Annotated in this window: 14 protein-coding genes and 1 tRNA gene; 4 read left to right on the forward strand and 11 right to left on the reverse strand. The window is 58.2% G+C overall.

Annotation, left to right across the window (positions count from 1 at the left end; translation table 11 throughout):
• Positions 1 to 23: 23 nt before the first annotated feature.
• The 6 genes from lipS1 to BUA65_RS07175 form a co-directional block, all read right to left on the reverse strand.
• The gene (gene lipS1, locus BUA65_RS07150) at positions 24 to 920 is read right to left on the reverse strand and encodes a LipS1 family lipoyl synthase (RefSeq protein ID WP_072868432.1); all 897 of its coding nucleotides are present in this window, start codon (positions 918 to 920) and stop codon (positions 24 to 26) included.
• 16 nt (positions 921 to 936) lie between these two features.
• Complete coding sequence (gene gcvH, locus BUA65_RS07155) at positions 937 to 1,317, reverse strand: glycine cleavage system protein GcvH (RefSeq protein ID WP_072868434.1); 381 nt, start codon at positions 1,315 to 1,317, stop codon at positions 937 to 939.
• Between the two features lies 1 nt (position 1,318).
• Positions 1,319 to 1,786: an OsmC family protein gene (locus BUA65_RS07160; protein WP_072868436.1), complete on the reverse strand. Its 468-nt coding sequence runs from the start codon at positions 1,784 to 1,786 to the stop codon at positions 1,319 to 1,321.
• Between the two features lie 52 nt (positions 1,787 to 1,838).
• Positions 1,839 to 3,473: a sodium:solute symporter family protein gene (locus BUA65_RS07165; RefSeq protein ID WP_072868438.1), complete on the reverse strand. Its 1,635-nt coding sequence runs from the start codon at positions 3,471 to 3,473 to the stop codon at positions 1,839 to 1,841.
• Between the two features lie 280 nt (positions 3,474 to 3,753).
• On the reverse strand, positions 3,754 to 5,133 hold the full coding sequence (gene lpdA / locus BUA65_RS07170; RefSeq protein WP_072868440.1) for a dihydrolipoyl dehydrogenase: 1,380 nt from the start codon (positions 5,131 to 5,133) through the stop codon (positions 3,754 to 3,756).
• Positions 5,134 to 5,348: 215 nt separating this feature from the next.
• Complete coding sequence (locus BUA65_RS07175) at positions 5,349 to 7,424, reverse strand: sigma-54-dependent Fis family transcriptional regulator (protein ID WP_072868442.1); 2,076 nt, start codon at positions 7,422 to 7,424, stop codon at positions 5,349 to 5,351.
• A gap of 47 nt (positions 7,425 to 7,471) precedes the next feature.
• Here BUA65_RS07175 and BUA65_RS18225 point away from each other — a divergent pair, with 47 nt between their 5' ends.
• Positions 7,472 to 7,636: a hypothetical protein gene (locus BUA65_RS18225; RefSeq protein WP_165613211.1), complete on the forward strand. Its 165-nt coding sequence runs from the start codon at positions 7,472 to 7,474 to the stop codon at positions 7,634 to 7,636.
• 148 nt (positions 7,637 to 7,784) lie between these two features.
• Here the strand turns inward: BUA65_RS18225 and leuS are convergent, their stop codons facing one another.
• The 5 genes from leuS to rbp all read right to left on the reverse strand — a co-directional run bounded on the left by leuS (position 7,785) and on the right by rbp (position 13,374).
• Positions 7,785 to 10,268 (reverse strand): leucine--tRNA ligase, encoded by a 2,484-nt coding sequence (gene leuS, locus BUA65_RS07180; RefSeq protein WP_072868513.1) that lies wholly within the window; start codon positions 10,266 to 10,268, stop codon positions 7,785 to 7,787.
• 180 nt (positions 10,269 to 10,448) lie between these two features.
• Positions 10,449 to 12,113: an AMP-binding protein gene (locus BUA65_RS07185; RefSeq protein ID WP_072868443.1), complete on the reverse strand. Its 1,665-nt coding sequence runs from the start codon at positions 12,111 to 12,113 to the stop codon at positions 10,449 to 10,451.
• A gap of 171 nt (positions 12,114 to 12,284) precedes the next feature.
• Positions 12,285 to 12,359: transfer RNA gene (locus BUA65_RS07190), tRNA-Ala, on the reverse strand.
• A gap of 287 nt (positions 12,360 to 12,646) precedes the next feature.
• Positions 12,647 to 13,003, reverse strand: coding sequence for a ribosome silencing factor (gene rsfS / locus BUA65_RS07195; RefSeq protein WP_072868445.1), 357 nt, complete (start codon positions 13,001 to 13,003; stop codon positions 12,647 to 12,649).
• A gap of 113 nt (positions 13,004 to 13,116) precedes the next feature.
• A complete protein-coding gene (rbp, locus tag BUA65_RS07200; protein ID WP_013821576.1) occupies positions 13,117 to 13,374 on the reverse strand; it encodes an RNA-binding regulator in 258 nt (85 codons plus the stop codon).
• Between the two features lie 392 nt (positions 13,375 to 13,766).
• Between rbp and BUA65_RS07205 the strand changes: the two genes are divergently transcribed.
• The 3 genes from BUA65_RS07205 (at position 13,767) to BUA65_RS07215 (ending at position 17,307) form a co-directional block, all read left to right on the forward strand.
• Entirely contained in the window at positions 13,767 to 14,405 is a 639-nt protein-coding gene (locus BUA65_RS07205; protein WP_072868447.1) for a succinate dehydrogenase/fumarate reductase transmembrane subunit, read from the forward strand.
• Positions 14,402 to 16,237 (forward strand): fumarate reductase flavoprotein subunit, encoded by a 1,836-nt coding sequence (locus tag BUA65_RS07210; RefSeq protein ID WP_072868449.1) that lies wholly within the window; start codon positions 14,402 to 14,404, stop codon positions 16,235 to 16,237. The genes BUA65_RS07205 and BUA65_RS07210 overlap by 4 nt, the downstream gene beginning before the upstream one ends.
• 320 nt (positions 16,238 to 16,557) lie before the next feature.
• Entirely contained in the window at positions 16,558 to 17,307 is a 750-nt protein-coding gene (locus BUA65_RS07215; protein WP_072868451.1) for a fumarate reductase iron-sulfur subunit, read from the forward strand.
• The last annotated feature ends 30 nt before the right edge of the window (positions 17,308 to 17,337 follow it).

Raw genomic sequence — 17,337 nt, forward strand, 5'->3', positions numbered from 1 at the left:
GAGGGGCCGGCCGGCCCCGTAGATCACAAAACGCAGCATTCCCGGCGCCAGGCCACCTCCAGGCCCAGTTCCCGGGCCAGTTCCCGGGCCGGCGGGGCGGGCAGCACCAGCCGGTTCACCCCCGCCTTCACCGCCAGGGCATCCAGCCGGGCCCGGTAGCTCCCCGCCGGGCGCATGCATCCCAGGTATATGGGCATCCGGGGGAGCATGATCCGGGCGGTAGCCAGAAGGCGTGCCACCTCCTCCAGGGCGAGAGGGCGACATTCACCGTAGGCGGTGCCGGGCACCGGGAAAAACACAATCACCACCAGGGCCTCCGCCCCCAGTTCACCCAGCGCTTCCAGCACCCGGTACTCCCCGGAGAGCCGGCCGCCCCTTAGCCCCACCACCAGGTGGGGAAAAACCCGGTTATAACGCCTGAGGTGGCGGTAGACCCGCAGGTAGTCCCTGGGGCCGCAGGAGAGCCCCAGTACCTCTGCAATGGTATCCTCGTCCAGGATTAAATCGAAAGAAACCGCGCTGGCCACCTGGCCGATGAGCCGGGCCGTTTCCCCGTTCACCAGGCCCGGGTGCAGGTTCAGTTTAAAGCGGGCCGCCAGTTCCCGCAGCTGGTCCAGGTGGCAGGCCACGGGTACCACCCCTTCAGGGTCGCAGCCGCCCGAAATGAGCAAACTGCTCCAGGGCAGCTCTTCGCCATTTTGCCAGCGCTCCATGAGCCGGGGGAGGGGCAGCATCCCCTGTAAAAAGTGGCCCCCGCAATGGGCGCAATTCAGGGCACAGGCGGTGCCGGTAACACTCACCGGCCGGGTGGCGGTGGGCCGCACGAACTCCACCCGGTGGGCAAAGTTCCGGCGGCGCACCTGCCAGGCCTCTTCCAGCAAACGCTCCAGGGGAAGACCGCCGCCCCCGGTCACGAACATCACCCCGGCTTTCCTTCTAATCCTCCTGTACTATTCTTGCATATTCTGCCGCGTCCAGCAACTGTTCAATCTCCGCACTGCTGGACATCTGGACCAGGATCAACCATCCCTCGCCATAAGGGTCCTGGTTGACCAGGTCCGGGCGATCCACCACGCGCTCGTTAACCTCCAGCACTGTACCGCTCACCGGGGCAATGACATCGGAAACCGATTTTACCGATTCCAGCCGGCCGAAAGACTCCCCGGCAACAATCTCGTCGCCCTTTTGCGGCAGATCGGCGAACAAAATGTCCCCCAGCTGTTCCTGGGCGTAGTGCGTCACGCCAATGCGTGCTTTTTCACCTTCCACCCTTACCCAGGCGTGCTCCCGGTGGTACTTTAATTCCTGCGGATACATGTCAGGCCCCCTTTTGTACTTCTTGTACTTCCCGGGCGGGATATTCATACCTGGTGCCGTTTAACTCGAAGGCATAGGATATGGCAGCCGCCCTTGCCACCATATTGGACACGGAGCAGTATTTTTCATCGGTAAGCTTCAGGGCGTGGGACACCTTTTCCGGCGGCAGGTCGGGTCCGGTGAACTTGTAAACCATGCGGATGGTTTTGAAAACTTTAGGGTGATCTTCCGCCCGCTCCCCTTCCACTTCTATGATCAGGCTGTCAAACTGCACCCGCATTTTCTTCAAAATGTGGGCCAGTTCAATTCCGGAACAGCCGCCCAGGGCCATCAGCAATAATTCCATGGGCCTTACACCCTGATTCATGCCGCCGTAAATCTGGCTGGCATCCATGGCCACCTGCCGCCCGGCTTCGTCCATACCAACGAACTTCATGTTTCCTTCCCATTTCACGGTCACTTCCGGCATATTCCATGTCTCCTTCCTAAAAATGTTGGTATATTACTTCAAGGTCAAGGAATTACGCCGTGGCGGGATCCGTCTCCATCCTGGCCACCATTTCCTCCCTAGGCACCACCACGGACAGGATCAGGACGTAGAGACCAACGACCACCAGGAAGAAGGACAGGCCAAACAACCCCATCTTATACAGCCAGCCGAAGTTGGTCAGGATCAGAAGCAGGACCGCTACGGTAGCGGTACCGGAAAACAGGGCCAGGGACCGGCGCACAGCTGTCAGATTGGGACCGCCTATGCGCCATTTTCCGGCCTGCTCCACCAGGGTTACCAGAACCATACCCAGGATGTTGGCCGACATGCCCACGAATACCGGGTGGATATTCAGGTAGAATTTGCTGGGGTGCCAGCCACCCAGGTAATACCAGGCCAGGCCGGACAGGAAACCGCAGAGCATGGCGGTAACCGCCGCCCGCCGGGTGGCCAGGGGCCAGAACAGGGCCGCCACTACCGGGGCAAAGGTGGCCCCGTTGCGCAGGGTCCAGGCCAGCACATTCCACCAGGCGGCCTGGTCGCTGCGCAGGAAGCTGAGCAGGATCATCACGCCGGTTAAAAACACCAGGGAAATCTTTGTATAGCGAACCTTTTGCTCGTCGGTAAACCGGAGGTTTACCGCACCCATGAAGTCCCTGCCCAGGCTGGTGGAACCGGAAAACTGGCAGGGTGCCCCCCAACCCAGAGCGCAGGCCCAAACGCCCAGGAAAAACACTCCCACCAGGGGGGCGGGAAGCACCTGCGCCAGGTACAGGGGCACCTGGATCATTCCCCTGGCGCCGCCGGGAGTCACCGCCGCGGCAGCCAGGCCGAAAAGAACGCCGAAGAAAATGAAGAAGATGTTGGCACCAAAAGCCATGAGTAACCCCCTGCGTCCTTCTTCCACCGTGCGGCAGGACAGGGCCATCTGTAAGGCGGCCTGGGCCAGCAGCACGTTGATGAGGAAGGTGGCGAACCAGGCAATAATCACCTGCAGACCCACTCCGGTGGGGTCAAACATCTCGGGTCTGCTCACCGCCAGCTGGGCCAAACCGCCGATCCCCGGCTTGATGAAGAAGGCGATGGCCCCCACGATAAACATGAGGGCGAACATAATGGTGTTGGCGGTTTGGGTCATGACCACCGACCACATACCCCCGGCCTGAAGGTAAATCAGCAGCAACAGGGCGCTGATGATCACGGACACCGTAATGGGCAGGTTGGTGAAGGCGGAAACCGCCGAGGCAAAGGAGAGGGCGGTGGCCACCGACCACATAGGGAAGGTGAAGGCGGTAATCAGACCCGCCACCCCCAGGGCAACCCGCCCGAAGTGGTCGCCAATCAGGCCGAAAATGGTAACCATCAACTTCCGGCGGAAGATCCCCAGAAGCACAATTGCGATAATGAGCACATGCACCATTTCCGCTACACCATACCACGCGGCGGATATTCCTTTAAGGTAAGCCAGCTCCATAACGGCAATGAAGGTAGAACCCGAAAAGAGGCCGGTAATGCACGCAAATACCATCCAGGGCCTGAAAGACCGGCCGCCCACCCAGAACCCCTCGGCGGAGGAGGCCCTGCGGCGGACAATATTGCCCAGGACTATAAGCACCGCCGTGTAAAGCACGGCCAGCCCCAGGATCCAGTAGCCATAAGAGTTCATACTTTACCCCCGTTCCTTTCATGATTTGTTGCGGATATCCTTGCGCCGGCGCTATTACTTTTACTTATGGCAGCAAAAAGCATGCCATGCCACCATCATATAAAGCCAGCCGTGTCATCCAGGCGACAAAGGTCAGATGCAATCTCCCGGCCTCATCAATACTGGTTCATTTATGCACCACCACCGGCCTGTCCGTTCAGGGCAGGCCGGTTCGCTTTTGCACCATGCCGGTACAAATCCGTACCCCACCACATACAGCGTACTTTTCTGCAAACACAGCTCAGGCGTGAATGGCCAACCCGTGGATACCTTCTGCCGCCTCCAGAACCGCCTCCGCCAGGGTGGGATGGGCGTGGATCACCTGCGCCAGCCGGGCGGCCGTCATATCCATCTCCAGAGCCAGGGCTGCTTCGGCCACCAGGTCAGAGGCGTGGGGTCCCACTATGTGTACTCCAAGAATGCGGTCGGTTTGGGCATCGGCCACCACCTTGACAAAGCCCTCGGTTTCCCCCATGGCCTGTGCCTTCCCGCAGGCCATCATGGGGAACTTGGCCGTTTTTACCTCATAGCCCTGGGCCCGGGCCTCTTCGGCGGTTAGACCCACGACCCCCACCTCGGGGCGGGTAAAAATGCAGGCCGGTACTACCCGGTAGTTCATTTCCCTGTTATGACCCAAAATGTTGTGCACGGCCACCAGCCCCTGGGCCGAAGCCACATGGGCCAGCTGGATCTTACCGGTAATGTCTCCTGCGGCGTAGATGCCCGGAACCGAGGTTTCCATGCGCTCATTTACCAGCACCTCACCCCGTTCACCCAGGGTTACGCCCACTTCCGCCAACCCCAATCCGCCGGTATTTAAAACACGGCCCACGGAGATGAGGACCAGGTCGGCAGCAATTTCCTCACCACTTTCCAGCTCGGCCACCACGCCACCGGCATCCTTCCGAACGGCCTTGATGGCGGCCCTGGTCTTGATGGTAATACCCTGCCGTTTGAAAATCCCCTGAACGTACCGGGATACTTCCTTGTCCACGGTGGGCAGGATGGTGGGCATCATCTCCACCACGGTAACCGTGCTGCCCAGCGCGGCAAATATGGAAGCAAATTCGCATCCCACCACACCTCCGCCGATAATGAGCAACCTACCCGGAACCGACGTCAGGTTTAAAGCCTCGTCCGAGGTAATCACCTGCCGGCCGTCATACCCCAGGCTCTTGATGAGCGCCGGGCTGGAGCCGGTAGCCAGGACAATGTTCTCTGCCTCCAGCTCCTGTTCAGTCCCGCCGGGCAGGCTTACTTTAACTGTACGCGGCGATGTCAGCATGGCCGTCCCGCGTACCAGCTCCACCTTGTTCTTTTGCAGCAGAAACTGGATTCCAGAAGCAAGCCGCTTGACAACCTGGCGCTTGCGCTCTATCAGGGCGGCCATGTCCACCTCCACCGTCCCGGTGGAGATGCCAAACTCGCCGGCCTTCCTTATGCCGGCCAGGACCTCGGCAGCCGCAGCCAGCACCTTGGTGGGAATGCAGCCCCGGTTCAGGCAGGTTCCCCCCAGTTCCTCCTTTTCCACCAGCGCCACCCGGGCACCCAGCTGGGCCGCCCGGATGGCCGCCACATAACCTCCGGGACCTCCACCGATCACCACAATCTTGTAATGCATATCCCTCACCTCGTTTTGCTTGTAGTATGGTAAACTTTCAAATCCCTTCACGGCACTTTTTGTACGCAAACTCCGTGCGAAGGGCCAAAGAAAAAGGCCCTGTTGATTACGGCGGCAAAAAACAGCCCAGGGACCTGTACTCCAAGTAACTTGTGCTCATCCGGAAAATGCCGGGAGCATAGTATGGTTCAATTTTGCACCGTACCGGTGCAGTTCTATACCACCAGGCCATACTGGCGGGCCTTGCGCAGAAGGGTGGAGTGGGAAATTCCCAAAACCTGTCCGGCCCGGCGCAGGCTGTGGTATTTTTCCAGGGCCATCCTGATTAATTCTTTTTCCGTGGCCTCCCTGGCTTCTTGCAGGGGCACAATTTCCGAAATCTGGGGCCGCCACCCCTCCCTACCCAGGGCTTCCATGAATTCGCCGGGCAGGTGGTGAGGCTCAATAACCTCCTCCTCGCACATGATCACCAGGCGCTCAACGAGGTTGATCAGCTCCCTGACGTTGCCCGGCCAGGAATAGCCCTCCAGCAGGCGGCAAGTCTCCATGCCCAGGCGCTTTTTGGTGCCGTGCCTGGCATTAAAGCGGTTAAGAAAATGGGTGACCAGGGGCAGAATATCTTCCCGGCGTTCTTTCAGGGGCGGGATGCTGATGGGCACCACATTCAGCCGGTAGTACAGGTCCTCCCGAAACTTTTTCTCGGCAATGAGGCGTTTTAAATCCTTATTGGTGGCGGCGATTATGCGAATGTCCAGCTTGATGGGCCTGCGTCCCCCCACCCGGTAGATGACCTGTTCTTGAAGCACCCGCAGCAACTTCACCTGCAGGTTTAAGGGCATGTCCCCAATTTCGTCCAGGAACACCGTGCCCCCGTTGGCAATCTCCAAAAGGCCCAGTTTTCCCTCCCGCTGGGCTCCGGTGAAGGCCCCCTTTTCGTAGCCGAACAGCTCGGACTCCAGAAGGGATTCCGGAATGGCTCCGCAGTTGATTTCGATGAAGGGTTTGTCCGCCCTGGAACTGTGGCGGTGAATGAGCTTGGCAAGCCTCTCCTTGCCCACCCCCGAAGGGCCGGTGATAAGCACCGTAGAGTCCACGGTAGCCACCCGCAAGGCCTGTTCCACTGCCCGGCGCATCAGGGGACTTTCGGCGATAATTTCCCCATCGGCCAGCCGCCTGGCCCGCAATTCCTTCAGCTCCGCCGAAGCCCGGGCAGCCTCTTCCTTAAACCGATTGAGCTCGGTTATATCCCGCAGGTTAACCACAATCCGGCCCACCTGTCCCCCTTCCCCGACCACCGCACTGCCGGAGAAAATGAGCTCCTCTCCATCCTCCGTATGCACCGCCATGTTAACCAGGGACTTGCCGGACATAATCTCATTGTAGATTTGTAGAAGGTGTTTATGCTGCCCCGAAGCTAGCTCGGTCACGTTTTTCCCCTGGATCTCTCCCAGTGAATCCATGCCGGTGATCCGGCCGTAGCTGGCGTTAACCCGCTCTATATTCCCCTGCCGGTCGATTACCACAATGCCGTCGTAACAGGACTGGATAACCCCGACCAGCTCCTTGTTCAAATTGCGTACCGAATCCAGCTGGCTGGATATATCCTCCAGCTCCGAGATATCCTGCAACACCAGCGCAAAACCCTGCACCTGCTCTTCGTCCTTTTGAATGGGGCTCTGGCGGATGATCAGCACCCTGTCCCCCACCTTAAAACGCCCCAGGAAGGCGTCTACCCCGGGGTTCACCTGGCCAAGCCCCAGTTGCTTCAAAAGAGGTCCTGCAGGCCGTCCCAGCACCTTGACGGCCGGGATGCCGGTCAATTTTTCTGCAGCGGCGTTGAAGTGACAAACATCGCCCCGGGCATCCACGGCAATGATGCCGTTGTGGACCGACTGGAGAATCACCGCCAGTTTATACTCGGTGGCCTCCAGGGCGTTGTGCACTTTGTTGATCAGGTCTATGCGGGTCAGCACCCCGGCCAGCCGGCCCTGCCGGTTGAGAATGACCAGGCGGTCTATGGGCAGGTTGCTTACCTCGTTAAAATGCATGTCCTCGTCTATGGTCATAATGTCCCGCTCCATTACCTGCCCCACAGAAGTATCAAAAGAAGCCCCCCGCTGCAGGGCCTGGAGAACCTGAAAAACGGTAAGGATGCCAACAACCCTGCCGTCACTGTCAAGAACCGGGGCGCAGTTCACCCCCTGCCGCCGGTAGACCTCACAGGCGTCCGCCAGGGTCTGCCATGGATAAAGAGTCTGGGGATTTTCCAGCATCACCTGTTTAACCAGCAAAGCAAATCCCCCCTGCCACTCCTTTGTGTGAAAGTGAGGTGGAACATATGAAGTTTTCCCAGCTCAAGAGGGAACATGTAGCTAAGATGGTTGACTCCCGGGCCGTCTTCAAGTGCGGTGAAGACTGCCTCCAGAACGGTATGGTATCAAATCTGAAGTTTACCGGCAACCGGTTGCCGGCTAGGGAACCGGTACCAATATTTACCCTGTAGATTTCAAGCTATACATAGGCCAGATTCGAAAACAAACGCCAATCGCCCGGTGCTTCTGAAGGAATTCAGGAGGTTGTAACAGGGCAGGGAGAGCGCCGGGCGAAGATCCGAAGAAGGGCCGCCGGCGAAATGCCTGCGGCCCTTCTTGTCACTTCACCACGATGTTCACCAGTTTCCCCGGCACGGGGATGACCTTCACTATTTGCTTGCCCTCCACCAGTTTCTGCACCCGGGGCTGGGCCAGCACTACTTCCTGCATTTGAGCCGGGGTGATGCCGGCCGGCACCAGCACCCGCTCCCGCACCCGGCCGTTGATCTGCACCACAATGGTAATCTCGTCTTCCACAATGGCCTCGGGGTCGTAGGCAGGCCAGGGCTGCTTGTGGATGCTCTCCCGGTGGCCGGTGGCCTCCCACAGCTCCTCGGTTATATGGGGTGCAAAGGGAGCCAGCAGAATCAGCAGGTGCTCGATCCCCTCCCGCAAAACCGCCGGGTCCCGGTCGGTTTCCGGCACCTCTTTGTACTGGTATAGGGCGTTCACCAGCTCCATGATGGCGCTAACGGCGGTGTTGAAGTTAAACCGATTACCGATATCCTCGGTCACCTTTTTAATGGTCAGGTGGATCAGGCGGTGCATTTGCCGGTTGACCCCCACCAGCTTACCTGCCGGTTTTGGCGGTGCTTCCAGCAGCCCGCCGGCTACGGAGGCAACCAGGCGCCAGACCCGGTTGAGGAACCGGTAGCAGCCCTCAACCCCCTGGTCGCTCCATTCCAGATCCCGCTCGGGGGGTGCGGCAAAGAGGATGAAAAGCCGGGCGGTATCGGCCCCGTATTTGGCCACAATCTCCTCCGGGCTGACCACGTTCCCCCTGGACTTGGACATCTTGGCGCCGTCTTTCAACACCATGCCCTGGGTTAACAGGTTGGTAAAGGGTTCCTGGATGCCCACCAGCCCCAGGTCGTAGAGCACCTTGGTGAAGAAGCGGGAATACAGCAGGTGCAAAATGGCGTGTTCCACGCCGCCAATGTACTGGTCCACGGGCAGCCAGTAATCCACCCTGGCCCGGTCCCAGGGATGCTTGTCTTCCCTGGGACTGGTGTAGCGGTAGTAGTACCAGGAGGAACACATGAAGGTGTCCATGGTATCGGTTTCCCGCCGGGCCAGCCCGCCGCACCGGGGGCAGGTGGTGTTGACGAACTCCGGGCAGTCGGCCAGGGGTGATTGTCCGGTGGGTTTAAACTCCACGTCCCGGGGCAAGAGCACCGGCAGGTCCTCCTCCGGCACAGGGACGATGCCGCACTTATCGCAATATATAATCGGAATGGGGGCGCCCCAGTAACGCTGCCGGGAAATCAGCCAGTCCCGCAGGCGGTAGTTCACCTGGCCCCGGCCCAGACCCTTTTCCTCCAGGTAGGCGATTACCGCCCGGATCCCCTCGTCTTTGGACAGGCCGTTGAACTGGCCGGAGTTTACCATCACCCCGTCGCCGGCATAAGCTTCCGTCATGGTCTGTGGATCCAGTTCCTCCCCGGGCGGCTGGATGACCACCCGGATGGGCAAGTTGTACTTGCGGGCAAATTCAAAGTCCCGCTGGTCATGGGCCGGCACGCCCATCACTGCCCCGGTACCATACTCCAAAAGGACGTAATTGGCCACCAGTATGGGCACCCGTTCACCGTTCAAGGGGTTGATGCAGTAAGCTCCGGTAAACAGCCCTTCCTTTTCCACGTCGGTGGCGGTGCGGGCAATTTCGTTTAAATTGCGCACCCGCCGCACGAAGTCCCGCACCGCTTCGGACTGGGGCTTGCCTTCAACGAGCTTCTCCACCAGGGGATGTTCCGGAGCCAGCACCATATAGGTCACCCCGAACACCGTGTCGGGGCGGGTGGTAAAGACCACAATCTCCTCATCCATATCGGCCACTTTAAAGCGGATTTCCGCCCCCTCGCTGCGGCCGATCCAGTTTTCCTGCATAATTTTAACCTTCTCCGGCCAGCCCTTCAGCAGCTCCAGATCCTTGAGCAGGCGCTCGGCGTAGGCGGTAATTTTAAAGAACCACTGTTCCAGTTCCCGCTTTTCCACGGGAGTCTTGCAGCGCTCGCAGGCACCCTCCTTGACCTGCTCGTTGGCCAGCACCGTGGCGCAGGAGGGGCACCAGTTAACCGCCGCCTTTTTCTTATAGGCCAGCCCTTTATGATAAAGCTGCAGGAACAACCACTGGGTCCACTTGTAGTAGCCGGGATGGCAGGTGGCCACTTCCCGGTCCCAGTCGTAGCTGATGCCCAGTTGCTTGAGCTGGGCACGCATGGTCCTGATGTTATCCATGGTCCAGTCGGCCGGATGGACGTTGCCGTGCTTGATGGCTGCGTTTTCCGCCGGCAGGCCGAAGGCGTCCCACCCCATGGGGTGCAGGACGTGGTAACCCTGCATGGTTTTAAAGCGGGCCACCACATCGCCAATGGAGTAGTTCCTTACGTGGCCCATGTGGAGCTTGCCGGAAGGGTAGGGAAACATCTCCAAGCAATAGTATTTCGGGCGGTCTGAGAAATCCGGGGTCTTATATAAATTTTCTGCGGCCCAGCGGGCCTGCCACTTCGCTTCAATTTCCTTGAAGTCGTAGCGTTCGTTCACCAAAGCATCCCCCTTGCCGTATACCGTAAACTGCTGTCCCTTGTTTCGACGGCATTTCATCATAAGTGTCATTTTATCATAAATGTTGCGCTTAAGACAAGAATCGGCACCCCGGGGAAAAGAGAAAACGGGGTGGTGGACAAGCAAATGTCTTCACCACCCCGGGGGCAACAGGCAACTTCAGGCTGTTTCTACCCGGGCTGCCTGGAACAAATTCAACTCACGGATGGCCTGCTCCCGCAGCTTGAACTTTTGCACCTTGCCGTTGGCCGTGGTGGGGTAGCTCGATACAAACTGGATATACTGCGGTATTTTATACCGGGCAATCTTGCCGTTACAAAACTCCCTGATTTCCTCAGCCGTGGCTGTACAGCCTTCTTTCAATTGTATGAAGGCCATTACCTCTTCGCCGTACTTGCTGCTGGGCACCCCCACCACCTGCACATCCTTGATCTTGGGGTGGGTATGCAGGAATTCCTCAATCTCCCGGGGGTAGATGTTCTCACCGCCCCGGATGATCATATCCTTGATCCGTCCCGTAATACGGACGTAGCCCTGTTCATCCATAATCCCCAGGTCGCCGGTGTGCAGCCAGCCTTCCCGATCGATGGTGCTGGCCGTAGCCTCCGGCATTTTATAGTAACCCTTCATAACGTTGTATCCCCGAGCGCAAATCTCGCCCTGGTACCCCCGGGGTACTTCTTCCCCGGTGGCCGGGTCCACCACCTTCACCTCCACGCCCGGCAAGGCCCGGCCCACGGTGGATACCCTGATCTCCAGGGGGTCGTCGGTCCTGGTCATGGTAATTCCCGGGGAGGCTTCAGTCTGGCCGTATGTAATGACTATTTCCTTCATCCCCATGCGGTCTACCACCGCTTTCATCACTTCCATGGGGCAGGGAGCCCCGGCCATGATGCCGGTGCGCAGGGAAGATGTGTCGAAAGGTTGCTTTTCCAGCACCTCCAGCTCGGTGATGAACATGGTGGGTACGCCGTGCAGGGCGGTGCACCTTTCCTTCTCCACTGTTTCCAGAACCCGCACCGGATTGAAGGACTCCAGGGGCACCATGGTGGCTCCCGAAACCACACAGGTCAAAGTCCCCAGCACACAGCCAAAGCAGTGGAAGAAAGGCACCGGGATGCACAAGCGGTCCCGGGAGCTGAAATTCAGGCACTCGGCTATACTTTTGGCATTCATGACTAAATTTCTGTGGGTAAGCATAACTCCCTTGGGGAAACCGGTGGTCCCGGAGGTATACTGCATGTTTATCACGTCATCGGGGTCAAGGGAGGCCTGGCGGGCTGCCAGTTCCTGTTCGGAAATGGCCTCAGCCATCCCCAGCACCTGCTCCCAGGTGTACATCCCCGGGTGCTCCTCGTCGCCGATAAAAACCACATTGCGCAACAGGGGGAATTTTTTCGCATTCAGCCGCCCGGGCAGGCAGTGGTTCAATTCCGGGCAAAGCTCGTGGAGCATTTCTATGTAATTGGATTCCTTTGTTCCGTTGATGAGTAAGAGGGTGGTGGCATCGGACTGCCGCAACAGGTACTCCAGTTCACGCACTTTATAATTGGTGTTTACCGTGACCAGCACGGCGCCGATTTTGGCCGAGGCAAACTGGAGGACGACCCACTGGGGTACGTTGGTGGCCCACAGGGCAATGTGCTCGCCCCGTTTTATGCCCAGGGCCATCAATCCCCTGGCCGCCCGGTTGCATAGATCCCGAAACTGCCGGTAGGTATAGCGCACCTCACGGTCCGCATAAACAAGGGCCTCGTTATCGGGATACAGGGCAGCTGTCCTATCGAGCAAATCCCCAATAGTAATCTGGTCAAACCGGTCCATCCCACCGACCTCCTGCAGAATATTAAAACTTTAAAATGTTAACTTAATGAAGATAAAAGAATATACCAAATGTGCCTCCACGCCCGGCTTTCCGGGGAGTGCATAAAATGAAAACCCCCCGCCCCTCTAGGGACGGGAGGCTTATCCCGCGGTACCACCCTAATTGGTAAATGGTGGAGCTGGCGGGAATCGAACCCGCGGCCTCTTCCATGCCAAGGAAGCGCGCTCCCTCTGCGCCACAGCCCCATACTTACCCTCTCGATGTGCTTTAACGGCCACACACCGGCCCGGAGTACTTCACCTTTCCCCCGAGCAACTCCGGGGCGAGTTCAGCAACCCGGTTCACCGCCTCGCACCCGCCGGCGGCTCTCTGCGGATACCGCTGCTGCTTACTGCTCCCCATCACAGTCATTTGCCCTTATTAACAGACACCTACAATTGTACGACATACCCGCCAGTTTGTCAACAGCCTGGTCGCAAAAAATTTTGAAGTAATCAGCGTCCAAAACCTCCGGGCTTGTCCCGGAGGAGGCTTACAAATTCACGGGCATACCCACCACCCGGGCATCTCCCCACAGACGCTCCAGGTTATAAAATTGCCGTTCAGACTCCTGGAAGACGTGAACCACCACGTCGCCGTAGTCCAGCAGCACCCAGTGTCCCTCCCGCATTCCTTCCTGCCGGGGAACGAGCCCGGCCTTTTCATTCACTACCTTGATAATCTCCTCAGCGATGGCCTGGACCTGGGTGGTTGAGCGACCGCTCAAGATCACAAAGTAATCGGCGATGATGGATATCCTGCTGATATCCAGTACGGTGATATCATAGGCTTTTTTATCTTCCGCCGCCTCAACGACAACTTTAACCAGCGCCTGCGGATCAATGGTCAAAAGGCATGCCTCCTTAACAGTTTTTAGGTACATTATATTCGCCCTCGAGGGGAAAGTTCCTGCCGGTAAAAAGAAAACCTCCCGGTCCGGAGGATCTGGAGGTTTTTACTTTTTCAAGCTCGTTCTTCCCTGGGCCTGGCTTCATTGACCGTAATTACCCGACCGTTGAATTCGGTTCCGTTCAAGGCGGCAATGATGGCATCGGCGTCTTTATCGGCCACCTCAACAAAACCAAATCCCCTCGACCGCCCGGTCTGGCGGTCGGTAATCACCCGGGCGCTGATGATTTCTCCATAACGGGAGAAAGCCTCTTCTAAATCCTCAGCCCTGGTAGCCCAGGGCAAATTACCCACATAAAGGGTGCGAACCACCTGTTTCACCTCTTTCCCTGCAGCATGTCTAAGCTGTGTGCGCTTATTATTTGCTAAAGATTTATCCCTCATACTGCGCATAAACCCGAAAGACATGCCATTTTCTTACTCAATGGCCCTTTATTGTTAGGGAAATTGTTTAGGAATACGCTATCAAAAAGAATGGATTTTCCAAAGATTAAAATTATAATTTTTAGAACCTATCACTGCTTATAAATTTTATAAGGAATAATTATACCTGAAAGGTCAAGTTTTTTCACGTCTTGGTCTCATAAACCTTCTTTAGCCACAGTAGACGACGGGCTGAAAATTTGGCACAAAAATTGCGGGAATATTTTGTCGCCGCGGCAAAAAGACAAGTGATGCCAAATTGCCAAAGAAAGGAGAATCCCATGACCACGCAAGAAAAGCTGCTCACTCGCAACCCCCGGGCCGATCTGCTGGTGGATCTGGCCGAGCTGGTCAGCGGTCTTTTACTGGTGGGGTTTCTGTGGACCCACATGATATTCGTAGCCACCATATTGCTCGGCGGCAGGACCTTTGACCGTTTGTCCATCCTCCTGGACGAATATTTCCTGTCCTACATCGGCATTCCTTTTATTATCATCGTGGCCATGGTGCACATGGTGGTGGCCGGGCGGCGAATCCCCAACAAATGGCACGAGCAGCGTATTATCCTGCGCCACAGCAAAATGCTGGGCCACACCGACACATGGATATGGGTCTTCCAAACCATCACCGGTATGGCCATTCTGGTTCTGGCCGGCATTCACGTCTGGATGGTCCTGTCCGGCTGGCCCATTCGGGCCGTTACCAGCGCCGAACGGGTACAGTCCTTCCTCTGGTTTTACATCGTCCTGCTCCTGGTGGGTGAATACCACGCCGGTTTCGGCCTATACCGCCAGTTCGTGAAATGGGGCTGGATTAACCGGCATACCATCGGGGCGGTACTGAAAACCATCACGGTAATCATCGTGGCCCTGGGAGCGGTCACCCTGTGGGCTTTCATGCGGCTAGGAGGTGCACAATGAGCGTCTACCAAACCCACACCACGGATGTGTTAGTTATCGGTGCCGGCCTAGCCGGAGAACGCACGGCCATTGAAGCGGCAGCCCACGGGCTGGATGTGATTATCTTAAGCCTGGTTCCCCCCCGGCGTTCCCACAGCACCGCGGCCCAGGGAGGCATGCAGGCTTCTTTGGGAAACTGCGCCATGGGCTACGGGGACAACCCGGACATTCATTTTGAAGATACGGTGAAGGGCTCTGACTGGGGCTGTGATCAGGATGTGGCCCGCCTCTTCGCCAACACCGCCCCCATAGCCGTACGGCAGATGGCCTACTGGGGGGTGCCCTGGAACCGGGTTGTAGCCGGTAAGAAGACCCTCCCAGACGGCCGGGAAATAGAGGATTTAAAGGAGTACGAGGGTCTGATCACCGCCCGGGATTTCGGGGGTACGGCCAAGTGGCGCACCTGCTACACCTCCGACGGCACGGGGCATACCCTGCAGTACACCATGGACAGTATCGTCATCAAAATGGGTATCACCGTCCACGACCGCATGGAGGCCATCGCCCTGATTCATGACGGCGAGAACTGTTACGGGGCGGTAGCCCGCTGCCTGCGCACTGGACAGCTCCACGTCTATCTGGCCCGGTCCACGGTCATTGCCACGGGCGGCTACGGCCGGCTGTACGGGGTCTCCACCAATGCCGTAATCAACGAAGGTAGCGGCATGTTCCTGGCCCTGGAAACGGGCGTGGTGCCCCTGGGCAACATGGAGGCGGTCCAGTTTCACCCCACGGGGATGGTGCCGGTGGGGATACTCATCACGGAAGGCGCCCGGGGCGACGGCGGGTACTTGCTGGATAAAAACCTGCACCGCTTCATGCCCGACTACGAACCAAAGAAAAAGGAACTGGCTTCCCGGGATGTGGTCTCCAGGCGCATGATCCAGCATATCCGCAAAGGTTACGGCGTGGAAAGCAAGTGGGGCCCCCACCTGTGGCTGGATATCCGCCACCTGGGACGAAAACATATTTATACCAATCTGCGGGAAATTGCCAACATATGCAAGAACTTTGCCGGCATCGACCCGGCCAAAGACCTGATTCCCGTACGTCCCACCCAGCATTACAGCATGGGGGGAGTCAGAACCAATATCGACGGGCATGCCTACGGCTTAAAAGGTTTATTTGCCGTGGGGGAATCCGCCTGCTGGGACCTGCACGGCTTCAACCGCCTGGGGGGCAATTCCCTGGCCGAAACCATTGTGGCCGGCATGGTGGTGGGCAAGAAGGTGGCCGAATACACCCTGGGAGCCGCCCTGGATTGCCCCCTCAAGCTGGTGGATGAGCATGTCAAACGCCAGGAAAACAGGATCAGCGACCTCATCTCCGGCCGGCTGGGCAACGAAAATGTTTACGAGCTCCGCAAGCAAATGGAAGAAACCCTGATGGAATACGTGGGCATCTTCCGCAACGGTCCCGATTTGCAAAAGGCCGTGGACAAGCTCCAGGAGCTTTACCGGCGCTCCTTAAAGCTCGGGCTGCGGTCCAGCGGGAAATACGCCAGCCCGGAACTGGCCTCCGCCTTAAGGCTGCCCGGTATGATCCGCCTAGCCCTGTGCATAGCCTACGGTGCTCTGAACCGCACCGAAAGCCGGGGCAGCCACGCCCGGGAAGACTACCCCTACCGGGACGACGTGAACTGGCTCAAGCGCACCCTGGCCTACTGGCCGCCGGGAGCTGAACTGCCGGTCCTGAAATATGAACCGGTTAAAATCACCGAACTCCCGCCGGGAGACCGGGGCTACGGCGAATCGTCGGCGGCAAACACCGCCAGGACGGAAACCACACCATAGAGAACAAAAAATGCTTGCCGTTTGCACAAAGTGAGCGACTTGAGCGAGCAGAGACCAAACTTAGCGAGGGCGAAAGCGGAGGCGGGGTCGAGCGCGGGATGCGCTCGACCGGCCCCCTGAGGCAGGAAGCCGAATGGGCCGGGAACCCCGCCGGAGCTTGAAGCCCGAGCGCTAGTTTGGCCTGCGAGGCGAACCGGAGTGAACGTGGGTGCAAACGGCAAGCAAGGCAAGCTTTTGAGCCCGGCCCGTAGCACGGAGCGACCAGGGGCGACCGCTATCCAGGCGAATTTTAGTCTACGCACAGGATAAGGAGGAGAATCATGGCTGATCGCCTGCTGACTTTCAGCATCTTCCGCTACAACCCCAACACGCCGGAAATAAAGCCCTACATGCAGGAGTACAAGCTCGAGGAAATGCCGGGCATGACCCTGTTTGTGGCCTTAAATAAAATCCGGGAGGAACAGGACCCCTCCCTGATGTTTGACTTCGTGTGCCGGGCGGCCATCTGCGGCTCCTGCGCCATGCTGGTGAACGGGAAGCCCCGCCTGGCCTGCAAAACCCTGACCAAAGACCTCCCGTCCCGGATTACTCTCTTCCCCCTGCCGGTATTCAAGCTCGTGGGGGACCTCTCGGTGGACACGGGCACCTGGTTCAGGCACATGTCCCTGAAGACGGAGGCCTGGATCCACACAACCAAAGAATTCGATCCCCAGGCCCGAGAAGAGCGCATGGACAACGAAACGGCCCTGAAAATTTACGAGGCGGAGCGCTGCATTGAATGCGGGTGCTGCATTGCCGGCTGCGCCACGGCCAACATCCGGGAAGATTTCATCGGAGCGGCAGGCATAAACCGGGTGGCTCGGTTTATGGTCGACCCCCGGGATGAACGCAGCCCGCAGGAATACTTCGAAGTGGTGGGCACGGAAGAGGGCACCTTTGGCTGCGTCGGCCTCATGGCCTGCGAAGACAACTGCCCCATGGAGCTGCCCCTGCAAATGCAACTGGCCTACGTGCGCCGCAAGCTGGCCGCGGCGGGTCTTACGGCAAGGCCGCAAACCAAGGTCGGTTAGTTTACGAAACTTTCCGTCAAAACCATAGAC

Source organism: Desulfofundulus thermosubterraneus DSM 16057 (assembly GCF_900142025.1).
In the GTDB taxonomy this organism is placed as follows: Bacteria; Bacillota; Desulfotomaculia; order Desulfotomaculales; family Desulfovirgulaceae; genus Desulfofundulus; species Desulfofundulus thermosubterraneus.

Coding starts and splice junctions, on each gene's coding strand:
- BUA65_RS07160 (WP_072868436.1), bottom strand. CDS start 1,786: ATGCCGGAAGTGACCGTGAAATGGGAAGGAAACATGAAGTTCGTTGGT.
- lpdA (WP_072868440.1), bottom strand. CDS start 5,133: ATGCATTACAAGATTGTGGTGATCGGTGGAGGTCCCGGAGGTTATGTG.
- gcvH (WP_072868434.1), bottom strand. CDS start 1,317: ATGTATCCGCAGGAATTAAAGTACCACCGGGAGCACGCCTGGGTAAGG.
- BUA65_RS07185 (WP_072868443.1), bottom strand. CDS start 12,113: ATGGACCGGTTTGACCAGATTACTATTGGGGATTTGCTCGATAGGACA.
- BUA65_RS07215 (WP_072868451.1), top strand. CDS start 16,558: ATGGCTGATCGCCTGCTGACTTTCAGCATCTTCCGCTACAACCCCAAC.
- BUA65_RS07205 (WP_072868447.1), top strand. CDS start 13,767: ATGACCACGCAAGAAAAGCTGCTCACTCGCAACCCCCGGGCCGATCTG.
- BUA65_RS07165 (WP_072868438.1), bottom strand. CDS start 3,473: ATGAACTCTTATGGCTACTGGATCCTGGGGCTGGCCGTGCTTTACACG.
- lipS1 (WP_072868432.1), bottom strand. CDS start 920: ATGTTCGTGACCGGGGGCGGCGGTCTTCCCCTGGAGCGTTTGCTGGAA.
- BUA65_RS18225 (WP_165613211.1), top strand. CDS start 7,472: ATGAAGTTTTCCCAGCTCAAGAGGGAACATGTAGCTAAGATGGTTGAC.
- BUA65_RS07210 (WP_072868449.1), top strand. CDS start 14,402: ATGAGCGTCTACCAAACCCACACCACGGATGTGTTAGTTATCGGTGCC.